General features: G+C 62.9%; 12 protein-coding genes. 3 read left to right on the top strand and 9 right to left on the bottom strand.

Annotated features, from left to right (window positions below; all coding sequences use genetic code 11):
• Positions 1–12 precede the first annotated feature (12 nt).
• Positions 13–444: an Lrp/AsnC family transcriptional regulator gene (locus tag DYZ14_RS17020; protein ID WP_115672567.1), complete on the bottom strand. Its 432-nt coding sequence runs from the start codon at positions 442–444 to the stop codon at positions 13–15.
• A 126-nt stretch (positions 445–570) separates the two neighbouring features.
• Here DYZ14_RS17020 and DYZ14_RS17015 point away from each other — a divergent pair, with 126 nt between their 5' ends.
• On the top strand, positions 571–1,674 hold the full coding sequence (locus tag DYZ14_RS17015) for a saccharopine dehydrogenase family protein (protein ID WP_154721789.1): 1,104 nt from the start codon (positions 571–573) through the stop codon (positions 1,672–1,674).
• Between the two features lie 488 nt (positions 1,675–2,162).
• Here the strand turns inward: DYZ14_RS17015 and DYZ14_RS17010 are convergent, their stop codons facing one another.
• From DYZ14_RS17010 to DYZ14_RS16980, 7 genes are all read right to left on the bottom strand, one after another.
• On the bottom strand, positions 2,163–3,599 hold the full coding sequence (locus DYZ14_RS17010) for a coniferyl aldehyde dehydrogenase (RefSeq protein ID WP_154721788.1): 1,437 nt from the start codon (positions 3,597–3,599) through the stop codon (positions 2,163–2,165).
• A 458-nt stretch (positions 3,600–4,057) separates the two neighbouring features.
• Positions 4,058–4,366: an addiction module antidote protein gene (locus tag DYZ14_RS17005; RefSeq protein ID WP_154721787.1), complete on the bottom strand. Its 309-nt coding sequence runs from the start codon at positions 4,364–4,366 to the stop codon at positions 4,058–4,060.
• Positions 4,342–5,304, bottom strand: coding sequence for a hypothetical protein (locus tag DYZ14_RS17000; protein WP_154721786.1), 963 nt, complete (start codon positions 5,302–5,304; stop codon positions 4,342–4,344). The genes DYZ14_RS17005 and DYZ14_RS17000 overlap by 25 nt, the downstream gene beginning before the upstream one ends.
• Positions 5,304–5,981 (bottom strand): TauD/TfdA family dioxygenase, encoded by a 678-nt coding sequence (locus DYZ14_RS16995; protein WP_195950001.1) that lies wholly within the window; start codon positions 5,979–5,981, stop codon positions 5,304–5,306. Before DYZ14_RS16995 ends, DYZ14_RS17000 begins: the two co-directional genes overlap by 1 nt.
• 160 nt (positions 5,982–6,141) lie before the next feature.
• Positions 6,142–8,703, bottom strand: coding sequence for a GcvT family protein (locus DYZ14_RS16990; protein WP_154721784.1), 2,562 nt, complete (start codon positions 8,701–8,703; stop codon positions 6,142–6,144).
• A 160-nt stretch (positions 8,704–8,863) separates the two neighbouring features.
• Positions 8,864–9,298, bottom strand: coding sequence for a pyridoxamine 5'-phosphate oxidase family protein (locus tag DYZ14_RS16985; protein WP_154721783.1), 435 nt, complete (start codon positions 9,296–9,298; stop codon positions 8,864–8,866).
• 82 nt (positions 9,299–9,380) lie between these two features.
• Positions 9,381–10,886 carry a protein adenylyltransferase SelO gene (locus tag DYZ14_RS16980; protein ID WP_154721782.1) on the bottom strand — a complete coding sequence of 502 codons (1,506 nt, stop codon included), beginning with the start codon at positions 10,884–10,886 and terminating at the stop codon, positions 9,381–9,383.
• A 275-nt stretch (positions 10,887–11,161) separates the two neighbouring features.
• Between DYZ14_RS16980 and DYZ14_RS16975 the strand changes: the two genes are divergently transcribed.
• Entirely contained in the window at positions 11,162–11,665 is a 504-nt protein-coding gene (locus DYZ14_RS16975; protein ID WP_154721781.1) for a hypothetical protein, read from the top strand.
• A gap of 229 nt (positions 11,666–11,894) precedes the next feature.
• Entirely contained in the window at positions 11,895–12,467 is a 573-nt protein-coding gene (locus tag DYZ14_RS16970; protein WP_154721780.1) for a HupE/UreJ family protein, read from the top strand.
• A gap of 77 nt (positions 12,468–12,544) precedes the next feature.
• Here the strand turns inward: DYZ14_RS16970 and DYZ14_RS16965 are convergent, their stop codons facing one another.
• A complete protein-coding gene (locus DYZ14_RS16965) occupies positions 12,545–14,731 on the bottom strand; it encodes a putative bifunctional diguanylate cyclase/phosphodiesterase (protein ID WP_195950000.1) in 2,187 nt (728 codons plus the stop codon).
• Positions 14,732–14,830 lie beyond the last annotated feature (99 nt).

Genomic DNA, 14,830 nt, shown 5'->3' with positions numbered 1-14,830 from the left:
ATCCGGGCGTGACTAGCGTGCGATCCGCGTCGACAGGATGATCGAAGACAGCGTGCGCTCGACGCCGGACAGCGCGCCGATATGGTCGATCAACCGGTCGAGTTCGGCGATCGACGGGGCCGCGACGATGGCGATCAGGTCGAAGCTACCATTGACCGAATGCAGCGTGGTCACCTCGCGGATCGCCGACAGTTCGACGCTGACCGCAGGCAATGTCTTCGGCGCGATAGTGATCAGCACATGCGCCCGGATCAGCCCGCTCTGAAAGGCCTCCGACAGCCGGACCCCATAGCCGGCAATCACCCCTTCGCGCTCCAGCCGCTCCAGCCGCGCCTGCACGGTGGTGCGCGACAGGCCGAGTCGCCTCGCAAGCGTCGCCACCGGCATGCGGGCGTTCTCGCCGAGCAGCGCCAGCAACTCACGATCCTTGTCGGTAATTTGCACTTTGTCCAATTCCTTTGTCGATCTGCCGAAACACATACCACGAAACGAACATATCGTCGCTATGAATCGAAAGGAGCAGTGGGCATCCTTTCGAAATCTGACGAAATTCAAGAGGGGATGTTTTCCATGAAAGACGTAGTCATCATCGGCGGCGGCAAGATCGGCAGCGCCATTGCACTCATGCTGGCCGACAGCGGCGCCTACAGGATCACCGTTGCAGACCGCAGTGAGGCGCAGCTTGCCGCCATCGACCGCCATCCGGCGATTTCGACGGCCGTCGTCGACATCACCGATGCGAGCGCCCTTGACGCCGTGCTGGCCGGCAAGTTCGCCGTTCTCTCGGCCGCCCCCTTTCATCTCACCGGCGCGATCGCCGAAAGTGCAGCCCGCACCGGCACCCACTATCTCGACCTGACAGAAGACGTCGCCACCACCCGCAAGGTCGAGCAGCTGGCGCAGAATGCCAGGACCGCCTTCATCCCCCAGTGCGGCCTGGCCCCCGGCTTCATCTCGATCGTCGCCAATGACCTGACCCGGCATTTCGACACGCTCGACAGCGTGCGAATGCGCGTCGGCGCGCTGCCGCAATATCCGTCCAACGCGCTGAACTACAACCTGACCTGGTCGACCGACGGCCTGATCAACGAATATATCGAGCCCTGCGAGGCGATCGTCGAAGGCAAGCTGATCAATGTCCCGGCCATGGAAGAGCGCGAGGAGTTCTCGCTCGACGGCGTCACCTACGAAGCCTTCAACACGTCCGGCGGCCTCGGCACGCTGGCGAAGACGCTGGAGGGCAAAGTGCGCACGATGAACTACCGCACCATCCGCTATCCGGGTCATCAGGCGATCGTCAAGGCGCTCTTGAACGACTTCAACCTGAAGAACCGCCGCGATGTCCTGAAGGACCTGTTCGAAAACGCGCTTCCGGCCACCATGCAGGACGTCGTCGTCATCTTCGTCACCGTCTGCGGCGTCAAGGACGGTCGTTTCCTGCAGGAAACCTACGCCAACAAGGTCTATGCCGGCGTCGTCGGCGGCCGGCTGATGAGCGCCATCCAGATCACCACCGCTGCCGGCATCTGCACCGTGCTCGACCTGCTGGCCGACGGCAAGCTGCCGCAAAAGGGCTTTGTCCGCCAGGAAGAAGTGAGCCTCCCAGACTTCCTCGCCAACCGTTTTGGCCGCGTCTACGACCCGCAAGTGGCCAAGCTCGCCAAGGCAGGCTGAGGCACGTCCTCTTCTCCCCAGCGGGGAGAAGTGCCGAACGCAGTGAGGCGATGAGGGGGCCGAGTGCGCGAAACTCAAGTGAGCTTCGCTCCCCCTCATCCGGCCCTGCCGGGCCACCTTCTCCCCGCTGGGGAGAAGAGGCCGCCACCGTCGGGGCCAGTCTCCGCCACCACCGTCGCGGTCGCCCATCAGCCAAGGTCACCGTCGTGGCTCAGCCGAATTTCGAGCCTAACCGGAAAAACGCCAACGGGTCACTCCCTCTTCTCCCCGGCGGGGAGAAGTGCCGAGTGAAACGAGGCGATGAGGGGGCGAAGTGCACCGGCCTTCACTGGCTTGAGCGGCCGCGTGCGCGGCCCTCTGCTGGCTCGGGCCGCGTGCGCTGTGCCCTGAGCTTCGCTCCCCCTCATCCGGCCCTACCGGGCCACCTTCTCCCCGATGGGGAGAAGAGACCGCCACCGTCGCGTTCGCTTCTCGGCCACCATCGTGGCTCAACCAAATTTAGCCAACACCTTCAACAGCATGTCGGCTATCCTGCCATAGGGCGGATAGAGCAGTGCCACCGCTGACAGCCGCGGCTGGCGCAGCACCGGCTTTTCCTTGCTCATCGCCACGAAACCCGCCTCGCCGTGATAAGCGCCATAGCCGGACGCGCCGACGCCGCCGAACGGCAGGTTGTCCTGCGCCAGGTGCAGGATCGTGTCGTTGATCGTCACGCCGCCGGAAATCGTCCCGTTCAGTACCCGCCCCTCGGCGGCCTTGTCGGTGCCGAACCAGTAGAGCGCCAGCGGCCGGTCGCGGGCGTTGATGAAGGCCAGCGCCTCGTCGAGCGTGTCATAGGGGACGACCGGCAGGATCGGCCCGAAGATTTCCTCGTGCATCAGCGCCATCGTGTCGTTGGCCCCGGTGACGACGACCGGCGCCAGGATGCGGCGGGCCGGATCGGTGCCGGGCAGCAGTTCGATCACCTCCGCCCCCTTGGCCCGGGCCTCATCGATCAGGCCGGCGAGCCGGTCGAAATGCCGCGCGCTGATGATCGACGTATAGTCGGGATTGTCGGCAAGCCTCGGATATTGTTTTTCCGCCGCCGCCTTGGCCGCCGCCACGAAATCCTCCACACGGTCGCGCGGCACCAGCGCATAGTCCGGCGCGACGCAGGTCTGGCCGGAATTCAACAGCTTGCCCCAGATCAGCCGCGGCACGGCTCTGTCCAGATCGGCGGAGGCATCGATGATCGCCGGCGACTTGCCGCCAAGCTCGAGAGTCACCGGCGTCAGGTTCCGCGCCGCCGCTTCCGCCACTTTGCGGCCGACGGCGGTCGAGCCGGTGAACACCAGGTGATCGAACGGCGCCGCGCTGAAGGCAGCCGCGACCTCCGGCCCGCCGGTGATGACCGCCACCTCGTCCTCGGCGAAAAACTCCTTGACCGCCGCATCCAGAACCTCGGAAAAGCGCGGCGTCAGCTCGGACGGCTTCAGCATGGCCCGGTTGCCGGCGGCAAGCGCGCCGACCAGCGGCGAGAGCATCAGGTTGAGCGGATAATTCCACGGCGCGATGATACCGACGACGCCGAGCGGCTGGCGGATAATCAGCGCCGCGCCCGGTTGCCCGGTCCAGGCGAGCGACACGCGGCGCGGCCGCATCCAGCTTTTCAGGTGCCGCCGCGCATGGCGGATCGCCGCCCGCGTCGGCACGATGTCGGCCAGCGTGGTGACGACCGGCGAGCGATTGCCGAAATCCTCCGAGATCGCCTGAGCAAGGCGATCCTGCCAGGCGAGGATCAACCGCTCCAGCCGGTCGAGCCGGTCGCGCCTTAGCGCAAGGTCCGGATTGATGTCCTTGAGATAAGCCGCCCTCTGCCGCGAAAGCACGCTCTCGATCACCGCCTCCGGCGAAACCGCCTGCCGATCGCTCACACTCCCATCCATCATCCGCCTCCCGATGTTCTGACGCTCTACAGATGAGCCGAGACCGAAGATTGTTCAAGTGCGAACAGATGGCAGGCGGGAACTAAACACCGTCGATCCGGGATCGCCCTCAGGCTGGAATGCCCGCGAGAGCGCGACTCGAAGCATCCGGACGTGTCGTGGACCGGTGGCCTCGTGCTTCGAGGCTGGCGCGGTCCGACACCTCGGCATGAGGGCCACGGAGAGGAACCACTCGCGCGACGCCCCGTCTCCCCTTTGGTGGGGGAGAAAGCGATTTCGATGAATTAGTCGTGGCGCAAGCCACGGCTAAACATCAGAAATCGCAAGTGAGGGGGTCTGTTCTGTCGTATCCACGGAACCGCCCCCCTCACCAACAAAATCTGAAGTTTAGCCCTGATCGGGCTAAGCCTTCGATTTTGTAACCTCTCCCACAAGGGGAGAGGGTTCGCCGCAAGCGCCTATCCCTCGTCGATCGGCAGCGCCGAGAGCTTCAGCCCCATGGCTCTCATCAGCTTGAGCACGGTCACGAATTCCGGATTGCCGTTGTCGCCGAGCGCCTTGTAGAGGCTCTCACGCCCGAGCCCCGCCTCCTCGGCGACGGCCGTCATGCCGAGCGACCGCGCAACGGTGTTGAGCGCCCGGCGGATTTCGGAGGCATCCCCCTCCTCCAGCGCTGCGGCCATGTAATCGGCGCGGGCTTCGGGACTGCCGAGATAGTCGGCCGCATCGAAAGCTAATAAATCTACTCGTTGAAATCCGGTTCCCATTGCTGCTTCCCTTCCTGCCGTGCTTCTTCGAGGTCGTCTTCTGTATAAAGGTCAAAGAATTCGGCAGCCGTATACTGTGATGTACTAATGAAAGCGTCACCTAAGCCACAGGCGGAGAGCCGCGAAAGGCCCGAAATGCGCAGGCCACATGCAATACACTCAAACGACGTCGGCAACATCGTTTGCCGCTGCGTTACCTCGCCTTGCGCATGATCAATTACCGTCCAAACTGAGCCGCTAGGCCCCCCTTGCAATAGAGCCGGAGACTTGCAAGCTGGACAATCAACCCTATGGCCGGAATGCTTAGTCGCCCATATTGCCGCCTGATCGCTTGCCTTCTCCCGTTCGGCTGCGCTCTTATCAAGCCATACCTTACTATAAGCATTAATGTCGCTTTGAACTGCTTTAGCCGCTTGATCCTTCAGCGAATCAATCATGGCCTTCGCGCTTACTGGGTCTCGACACAACTCTGACAAGTCCTGCTGTAATATTTTGCCAAACACCTCGATCGCCGAGTAGAAATTTGGCAGCCACTGCGAAGTACCTAATTGAAAGAAAACGAGCTCGCCAGTATGCAACTCACCGTTTCGCCGCTCAATATGTTGGGAACAAAATCCCACAATTTCCGAAGTCACTTCACTCGAAAGCTCTGAGAGCCTGGCCAATACCTCACTAGTAGAGATTGAGCTTGGTGAAAATCTCTTGGCTGTCGCATCAAATCCGAGTGCATACGTTAAGTTTCGCCAACTCTTCTGATCTGCCAGAAGGACGGGGGAAAAAGATGCCAGCGCAGCACGAGCCAACAACTCAAGTGCAAGCGTCGACCAGAGACCATGCTCCCAATCATCAACGCTGTATGATTCCATTTTCTGGAGATAGAGCCTCGCCTTGTTCAAGAGCGCATCAGATGACCAGGGCAACTGCAGGGGCGCGCTCATCAGCCGTGAAACTCCGTTAGATAAATCCGCTCGATGACCCGCTCAGCATCGCCCGGGACTTCTGTCCGGCAGTGCAGATACCGCCAATTGTCAATTACCAACGCGTCATTTGGCTGCAATAGGCTAAAGTATTCAGCTTGATTAATGAATGACAATTCACCCTTAATAATCTTGTCTCGTACTTCCGCGGCAGAAGCATTTGCGGGAAGCAGAAATTCAGGGTCCCAGCGGAAAATCTCGCGTCCGCCTTTATCTTCCAACAATGGTAGTATGCCTCCGCTTGAGATACTCGATATAGGATTTCTAGATCGAAAGAGCGCACGCTTCGCGCCGGCGCGCCCGAAAATATTGATGAAATACGCTGCGTCGAGCACTCCCGTACGAACTCCGACAGCACCGTTCACACACCGAAGAAGCAAGTATCTCGGAGGTATTGCCCATTGGGCGAGATCTGTATGAAACGGAAATCGCTTGCGCCCGTATATGTCGCTGTACCGTCTACCGCTGCCGGCGGCAGGTTCGCGTGCCTCCAGCCGCTGAACTGTCGGAACTGCGGCTCCTGGCCACAGTTCTTGAACATTCAACACCTTTCCAATGGTTGCACCAGCGTCTTGCAACGACAGCCCTTCGCACCACTTGGGAAGGTAGACCGACCCAAATTTTTCAAGATCACGCAAATAGTCAGGTGCCTTCAGCGTTTGACCCTCACATCCCACACGAGAACACACTATCAAAATTCCACCACAACAATAAATACACTTGAAACAGCTGACACGGAAAAACCCGCCGGCCTCCCAACCGACGGGTCCATAACTCTCTGAGTAAACCGCCTCCGCCTCAGCTCCGCGGCTTCAAATTCTCCGGATCGTACAGCGGCTTGTACCCCACCGCCGCAACCTCGACCGGAAACACCTCGGCAAAATACTCCACATTCAGCTTTCGCCCGACCTGGCAATAATCCCAGGGCAAATACGCCAGCGCGATGTTCTTGCCGATGGTCGGGCCAAACGCGATCGACGTCGTGTAGGAGCGGCGGCCGAGGCTGTCGACGAGGGTTTCGCCGGTTTCCGGGTCCATGACCGGCAGCGAGCCGACCGGGTAGCGGGCGACGCCCGTGGCATCGACATTGTCGGTCATCACCAGCGTGCAGAGCATGGCCGGCTGGTGGGGACGGGCCTTGTATTCCAGATGCTTCGCCTTGCCGCGGAAATCGGCCTCCTTCACCTTCGGACGCGCCAGATCGGCCTCGATCAGGTTGTACTGGGTGAGGAGGTCGCCGTTCTGCAGGCGCAGGCTCTTTTCCATGCGGCGCGAATTGGCATAGGTCTCGACGCCAAAAGCCATGACGCCGGTGGAGCGTAGCGCGTCCCAGACGGCAAGGCCGTCCTCGTACTTCATGTGCAGCTCCCAGCCCTGCTCGCCGACATAGGAAATGCGGAAGGCGGTGACCTTCTTGCCGGCGATTTCGATCGGCTTGATCGCGGCAAACGGGAAGCTCTCGATGTCGAGGCCGGCGGGGTCGGCGACGACCTTCTTCAGCGTGGCGCGGGCGTTCGGGCCCCAGATGCCGATGGTGATGAACTTTTCCGAAACGTCGGTGATGGTGACATCAAGGCCACGATCCCTAGCCACGCGCTTCATGTAGTGGAAATCGCGCGGGCCGGCGTCCGCCCCGTTGACCAGCCGGCAGCGGTCGGCCATGCGGAAAACGGTGAAGTCGGCGCGGACCATGCCCTCGTCGTCGAGGAAGTGGGTGTAGATGCCCTTGCCGATATTGCCGTCACCGCCGATCTTGGCGGCGCAAAGCCATTCCAAGAGCGCGACATGGTCGGGCCCTTCGATGTCGACCATGTGGAAGTGGCTGAGGTTGACGATGCCGCAATCCTCGCTCATCGCCAGATGCTCGGCATTGGAGACGCGCCAGAAATGGCGGTTGTCCCATTCGTTCGCGCGCACCGGAACACGATCGCCGTACTTCTCCAGCAGGTGTTCGTTGGCCTTGTAGCCGTGGGCGCGCTCCCAGCCGCCGAGTTCCATGAAGTAACCGCCGAGCTCCACTTCACGCTCGTAGAAGGGCGAGCGCTTGACGTTGCGGCCGCTGGCATAGGGTTCGCGCGGGTGCACGGCGGGGAAATAGATCTTCTGCGCCGCCTCGAAACAGCGCCCGGCGATGAAGTCTTCGGTCAGCTGATGCGGATAGAAGCGGGCGTAATCGATCGAGTTGTGGTCGATCTCGGTGCGGCCGTCGGTCATCCAGTCGGCGATCAGCTTGCCATAGCCCGGACCATCCTTGACCCAGATGGCGACGCAGTACCACAGGCCCCGCACCTTCTGGCTCTCGCCGCAGGACGGGCCGCCGGCGGCGGACACCTGCAAGAGGCCGTTGAAGGAATGGCTTTCATTGTAGCCGAGTTCGCCGAGGATCGGTGTGAGCTCCATCGCCCGTTCGAGCGGCTCGAGGATCTGCTCCATCTCCAGGTCGCGCTGCGAGGGCGAAAGCCGCGCCTCGTGCTTTTCCAGGAGCTCGCGCGGATGGCACATGCGCGGCTCCTTGGTTTCGTAATAGCCCCACTCGATCTGGCCGCCCTCGGTGGTCTTCGGGTCGCCGGTGTCGCGCATGTAGGCGGAATTGCCCTGGTCGCGCAGCAGCGGATAGCCGATCTCCTTGCCCGTGCCTTCGAATTCGTTGAACGGACCGAAGAAGGTGAGCGGATGGTCGACCGGCATGACGGGCAGGTCCTCGCCGACCATTTCGGCGATCAGACGACCCCAGAGGCCGGCGCAGACGATGACATGATCGGCCAGGATCGTGCCGCGATGGGTGACGACGCCCTTGATGCGGCCGCCCTCGACGATCAGCGATTTGGCCGGCGTGTTGGCGAACATCTTGAGCTTGCCCGACTTTTCCGCCGCGTCGACCAGCTTGCCGGCAACCGTTTGGCTGCGCGGGATGACGAGGCCGGCATCGGGGTCGAACATCCCGCCCATCACCTGGTCTTCCTCGATCAGCGGGAAGAGCTTCTTGATCTCGGCCGGCGACACATAATGGGCGCGGGTGCCAAACGCCTTGGCGGAGGAAAGCTTGCGCTTGATTTCCTCCATCCAGCTGTCGTCGCCGGTGCGGGCGACTTCCAGGCCGCCGATACGGGCGTAATGGCCCATCTTCTCGAAGAAATCGATCGAATATTGCGTGGTCCAGACCGAGAGATAGTCATGGCTGGTCGTGTAGCAGAAGTCGGAGGCATGCGCCGTCGAGCCGATGTCGGTCGGAATGCCGGATTTATCGATGCCGACGATGTCGTCCCAGCCGCGCTCGATGAGGTGATGGGCGATCGAGGCGCCGACAATGCCCCCGAGCCCGATGATGACGACCTTTGCCTTGGACGGAAACTCTGCCATTGCCTGAAAACCCACCTGCCAGCGTGTTGAAAATCAGCAGGGATATTAGGGCCGGATCGGCGCGAACAGAAGCCTGTCTGCGACATTCTCCAAGGACTGCACGACCCGTTGCAACGGGACAGGTCCGCCGACCGCGATGGTCGGCGGGTGGCCCGGAAGGCTAGATCGGAATGCTGCCATTGTCTTCGCCGTCCCAGTAATGGGCGATATCGGCATGCACCTTGATCAGCACCAGGCCGGGCGTGTCGATGCCCTGCGCAAACCAGCGATCGAGGTCGGAGATCCAGTGTGCGACGAACTCGCCCTTGTCGTCGATCAGTGTCGCCGATCCCTGAAGCGCGATGAAGATGCCGGGTTTGCCGAGCAGGCTCGGCGGCGCCGAAAATGTGAGCGTAACCCTCGGATCGGCCGAAATTTCCGCCACCTTGCGGGTATCCCGGTAGGAGAACAGCCAGGTATCGCCGTCATAATCGACATCGCCATTATTGCTCATCGGCCGGCTCGCAATCGCCCCGGTCGGGCCGAGGGTGGAGAGCATGCAGAAATCGATCTTCCGCATCTTCTTCGACAGGTCCTGCAGCATCATGGTCGTCATCGGCGTGTCCTCCTGGGCGTGATCGCCAGAGACAATCGCCGCCCGGCCGGATTGTTCCGGTGAACAGGCATGACCGGCGCCATCACGTTCCGCAGAATGTGCGGGTCACCCTCTGCTCGCGTTCCGGTGCGCGCTGGAATGCGGCGAGGGCGGCGTTCTCCCGATAGGGATCGGCGAGCGCCTCCGCGAGCCGCTCGAACGGAGCGAAATCGCCGGAAACCCCAGCCACGATCGCCTCCTCGATCCGATGATTGCGCGGGATTATAGCCGGGTTGACCGCCTCCATTGCCGCCTGCCGCTGCCCGGCAGTGCGCGGATCGCCTTCGTGGCGCCGGCTCCAGCGTTGCAGCCAGTCGTCGACGCCGATCGGATCGGTGAACTCGGCCGCAAGGGCTTCGGCCGGCGCTCCGCCGGCCACCTTGCAAAGCGCCCGAAAGGCGCGGGTAAAATCGGCCTCGCCGTCCTCCATCAGCTTCAGCAGCGAATTGACGAGGTCGAGGTCGCCCTCCTGCACCTCGGCAATCCCCAGCTTGTCGCGGAACAGATCGAGCCATCGCCCCTGGAAGACCCGGCCGAACTCGACAAGCGCGGCATTGGCCGCCTCGACATTCCTGTCTTCGTCATCGCCCAGCAGCGGCAGCAGCGTCTCGGCAAGGCGCGCAAGGTTCCATTGCGCGATCCCCGGCTGGTTGGCATAGGCATAGCGCCCCCGCTGGTCGATCGAGGAGAACACCTTGCGCGGATCATATTCGTCGAGGAAGGCGCAAGGGCCGAAGTCGATCGTCTCGCCCGACACAGCCATATTGTCGGTGTTCATCACCCCATGGATGAAGCCGACCGACAGCCACCGCGCGACCAGATCGGCCTGGCGCCCGGATACCGCGTTGAGAAGCGCGAGATAAGGCTGATCGGCGCCCTCGAGTTCCGGATAGTGACGGGCAATCACATGGTCCGCGAGCGTCTTGACCGCCTCTGTATCGCCACGGGCGGCGAAGAACTGGAAGGTGCCGATCCGGATATGGCTGGCCGCCACCCGCGTCAGCACCGCGCCCGGAAGCCTCGTCTCGCGATAGACCGTCTCGCCGGTCAGCACCGCCGCCAACGCCCGCGTGGTCGGGATGCCGAGCGCATGCATTGCCTCCGAGACGAGATATTCCCGCAACACCGGACCCAGCGCCGCACGTCCGTCGCCATTGCGGGAAAAGGCGGTGACGCCCGCCCCTTTCAGCTGGATGTCGCGCCGCCTGGCCCTGGCGTCGACCACCTCGCCGATCAGGATCGCCCGGCCGTCGCCGAGCTGCGGCACGAAGTTGCCGAACTGGTGGCCGGCATAGGCCATGGCGATCGAGGCCGCCCCTTCGGGCAGGCTGTTGCCGGAAAAGATCGCCGCCAGGTCCTCGTCGCTCGCCTCGGTGAAATCGAGGTTCAACTCCTCGGCCAGATCGCGGTTGAAGCGAATGAGGCGCGGCGCGCGGGCGACGGCTGGTTCGGCCGGCCGGTAAAACCGTTGCGGCAGCCGAATGTAGCTATTGTCGAATGCAAACAAGGATCCTGACTCCCCTCTTCGCCGCCCGGTCAGACGGCGCATCTGTCATCATCCAATATGGGGCGCCACCCGGCTGGAGCAAGCCGCTTTGTCGCGCCGTCGAAGGGTCTTATCGACGGCCGGGAAAAGCCGGACCAAATTTGGGCGAAAGGCAGGCACGCTATTGTGCCGTGGCTCATCGGCCTCGTAACGTGCCGGCCGACCGGCATGCGCGCGTCGGGGTGTCGCGCGGCAGTGCCGTTATTTTCGCCCCTGCCCTGCCCGCAGAGACGCGGGCCGTTGCCGGGGCTACCAATTTGTCGAGGGGAAGACCAAACATGAAGATCCGTATCGCCGCCATCGCGGCCCTTGCCGCTGCCGTGCTGGCCGGCTGCACCACAACCGAGGAAGCCAATACCGTCATCCAGTCCCGCTGGATCGGCCAGCCGGCCGAGCTGTTCTTCACCCAGTACGGCCCGCCGATCTCGGAGTTTCCGATGGGCAGCGGAAACATCCTCTACACCTGGCGTGGCGGCGACAAGACCCGCTACATACCGCCGCAATATTCCACCCCCGCACCGGCCCAGACCACGACGCGCACGGTGACGCGCGAACCGAAGCCCGGCGTCACCGTCACCAAGACCACGACCGTCGGTGGCGGCTATGCCGCCCAGCCGCAGATGATCTCGCCGCCGCGCTATGAGGAACTGTACTGCGAACTGCAGATCACCGCCGACCCCTCGGACCGTATCGTCGCCATCCGCGCCACCAACGACACCGATGGCGAGGGCCTGTCCTTCTCACGTTGCGCCGAAGTGCTGAACGCCCATCCGCAGAAGTAAGCCTGATCCAACCGGCCTGTCGAATCGCCCTCCGTGCCCGGCGCGGCGGGTTTTCCTTTGCTCCGCTGCCGCGGCCCCGGAGAAGCAGACGCCGCTTCGGGAACATCCTCTGCCGGGGCTTTGCCGTAGACAGCGACGAAGCGCTTACGATAATCTTCGCGGTGCGATAGAACCGAAGGCCGGCGCGACTGATTTCCGGGCGCCGTGTCGACCAATTAGAGGGACAACCATGTTCAAACGCCTTTCGATCACCGCCGCATTTCTTGGCGCCGCCACCGCCCCGGCCTTCGCCCATCTCGACCCGGCCGAGCACGGCTCGCTGATGGCCGGCCTTTCCCATCCGCTGTCGGGTGCGGACCATATCCTGGCCATGGTCGCCGTCGGTCTCTGGGCGTCGCAGATCGGCGGACGCGCCCTCCTCGCCGTGCCGGCCGCCTTTGTCGGCACCATGGCGCTGGGCTTCCTGCTCGCCGTTTCCGGCATTGAAATTCCGTTCGTTGAGCCGGCGATCCTCGCTTCGGTGATCGGCCTCGGCCTGCTGGTCGCCACCGCCGCCCGCCTGCCGGTCGCAGCCTCCGCCGCCGTCGTCGGTCTGTTTGCCCTGTTCCACGGCCATGCCCATGGCGGCGAGCTCGGTGCCGCCGGTGCGCTGCAGTTCGGCCTCGGCTTCCTCGTCGCCACCGCCGCCCTTCATGCCGCCGGCGTCGGCCTCGGCATCGCGCTCGGCCGCATGGGTCCGCTCGTCACCCGCCTGCTGGGCGCAGCAACGGCACTCGGCGGCGCGGCCCTCGTGCTCGGCTGATCCGCCAATAGCTTGGTAAAATGCAATCGGCGGGCTTCAGGGCCCGCCGATTTTGTTTGTACTCGGTTTTTCTCGCCTCAGACGATCGCCAGCCGTGGCGCCTTGCCGTCAAGCCCCGTGAGCAGGGTGCCGACCTCTTCGCCGCTCATCGGCTCCGCATAGAGAAAACCCTGCAATTCGTCGCAGCCGATTCGGGTGAGAAACTCGTTCTGCTCGGCCGTTTCCACGCCCTCGGCCGTGGTCTTCAGCCCCTTGGCCCGCGCCAGTTCGATGATTGCCTGCACGATCGCCTCGTCGCCCCGATCCTTGCCCAGGCCATCGATGAACATCTTGTCGATCTTGATGTGATCGACCTCCGTTTCGTGCAGGCGTCCGAAGGTGGAGAAACCGGTGCCGAAGTCGTCGAGGGCGATGTTGATCCCGACGGCCCGCAAAGCGCGAATATTGGCGGAGCAGTTTTCCGAATCGTCCATCCACGCCGTCTCCGTGACCTCGATCTCGAGCTTGTGCGGCGCAAGCCCGCTCTCCCCGAGAATGGACATGACCTCCATGGCAAAACCATTGTCGCGCAATTGGACGGCCGACACGTTGACCGCGATGTTCTCGATCGGCCAGTTGGCGGCGGCGCGACAGGCTTCCTCGAGCACATAGCGGCCGAGCTCCCGGATCAGCCCGCCCTCCTCGGCGATCGGCACGAAATAGACCGGAGACATCAGCCCGCGGGTCGGATGATTCCAGCGCACCAGGGCCTCGACGCTTCCGATCTTGCCGGTCGCGGCGAAATATTTCGGCTGATAGAGAACGCGGAACTGGCTGCGGTCGGCAAGTGCCCGGCGCAGGTCGCGCTCGATTTCGGCCCGCTCCCGAACCATCGCATCCATGTGCGGACCGAAGATCGAATAGCAACCGCGACCGCCCGCCTTGGCGCTGTAGAGCGCGACATCGGCCTTGCGCGTCAGCTCGGTGCGCTCCGTCCCGTGCTGCGGCGAAAGCGCCACGCCGATCGATATGCCGACGAAGGCGTTCTGGCCCTCGACGGCGATCGGCTGGGAAACCGCATCGACGATCGCCGTACTCAAGGCCTCGACCTCGTCGACCTGGTGATAGCGCACCAGCACGTTGAACTCGTCGCCGCCGACGCGGCAGAGCGATGATCGGGGAGGCAGGACCTTGCCGATACGGTCCCCGACCTCGCGGATGACAAAATCCCCGGCCGGATGGCCAAGCGTGTCGTTGATCGGCTTGAAGCGGTCGAGATCCAGATAGAGGATGGCGATCTGGTTCTTGCCGTCACGCTCGCCAAGGGCCGCGTCGAGCAATGTTTCGAACGAAGCGCGGTTGAGCAGCCCGGTCAACGAATCATGGCTGGCGAGATAGCGAATGCGTTGCTCCTGCTCGCGATTGGCGAGGGCTCGGCGATAGAGCATGACAATGAAGATGCCGACCGTCCCGATCAGGCAGAGCAGGATGACGATCAGAGCCGGCGCGATCGACTGGAGAAAGGCCAATCCCGGCCGATAGGGCTCCCAGACCACATGGCCGATGATACCGCCGCCATTCGTGACCAGCGGCACGCTCGCCTTGGAGATCTCCGCCTCGTCCGTCAGCGAGAAGTGCATGTTGGCGAAATCATACTTGGTCTCGAGCTCATCGAGGAACGGGCCGTCGAGATAGCGGATCGCGATGTGGATGTTCTCGGCCCCCGCAACCTGTTCGATATCACCGCTGTCGCTGATGATCGGCTTGAGGCTGACCACGGCGGGCCGACCGTTGAGAAAGCGAAAATCGGTGAGGCCGGGACTGTCGATCCCTTCCTCCAGGCCCGGCTCCTCACCCCGGCCGAGCGCCGCACGCAGATCCCGCAGCATCGGGTCGACCGTCGCGCGCACGGCCTCATAGGCAGACAGCTTGGCGGCGGCACCCGCGACATAAACGTAGAGGGGCTTGTCTTGCGGGTCGACGACATAGGCGGCGTCATGGCCGAAATAGGTCTGCATCCATTCGCCGAGATTGACGTGGATCCACTCCATTTTCTCAGGAGCAGGATACCCCCTGACATTGAGAACGGCATCGTCCCAGACGGTGACGCTCTCCTGATCGTGGGCGATCTGGTAGCGGAAACGGCCGATGACATGGCGCGCCATCTCGCTCTGGCGGGCGACCGACACGGTGTCGATCTTCGCCGTCGACCAGACGAAGAAGGCAAAGGTCCCGGCGGTCAGCACCACCATGCCGAATATGGCGACCGCAACAACCTTGAGCATGGAAACATCGGCCCTGCGACGGAAGCCAGGAAACGCCATGATATGTGAGCCTCTGTTCATATGCTGAACAAATGGCACATTCGCCTTAATACTGTGCTT

It is taken from the genome of Ciceribacter sp. T2.26MG-112.2, from assembly GCF_900492205.1.
In the GTDB taxonomy this organism is placed as follows: domain Bacteria; phylum Pseudomonadota; class Alphaproteobacteria; order Rhizobiales; family Rhizobiaceae; genus Allorhizobium; species Allorhizobium naphthalenivorans_A.
This window is presented reverse-complemented; position numbering and strand designations above follow the sequence as displayed.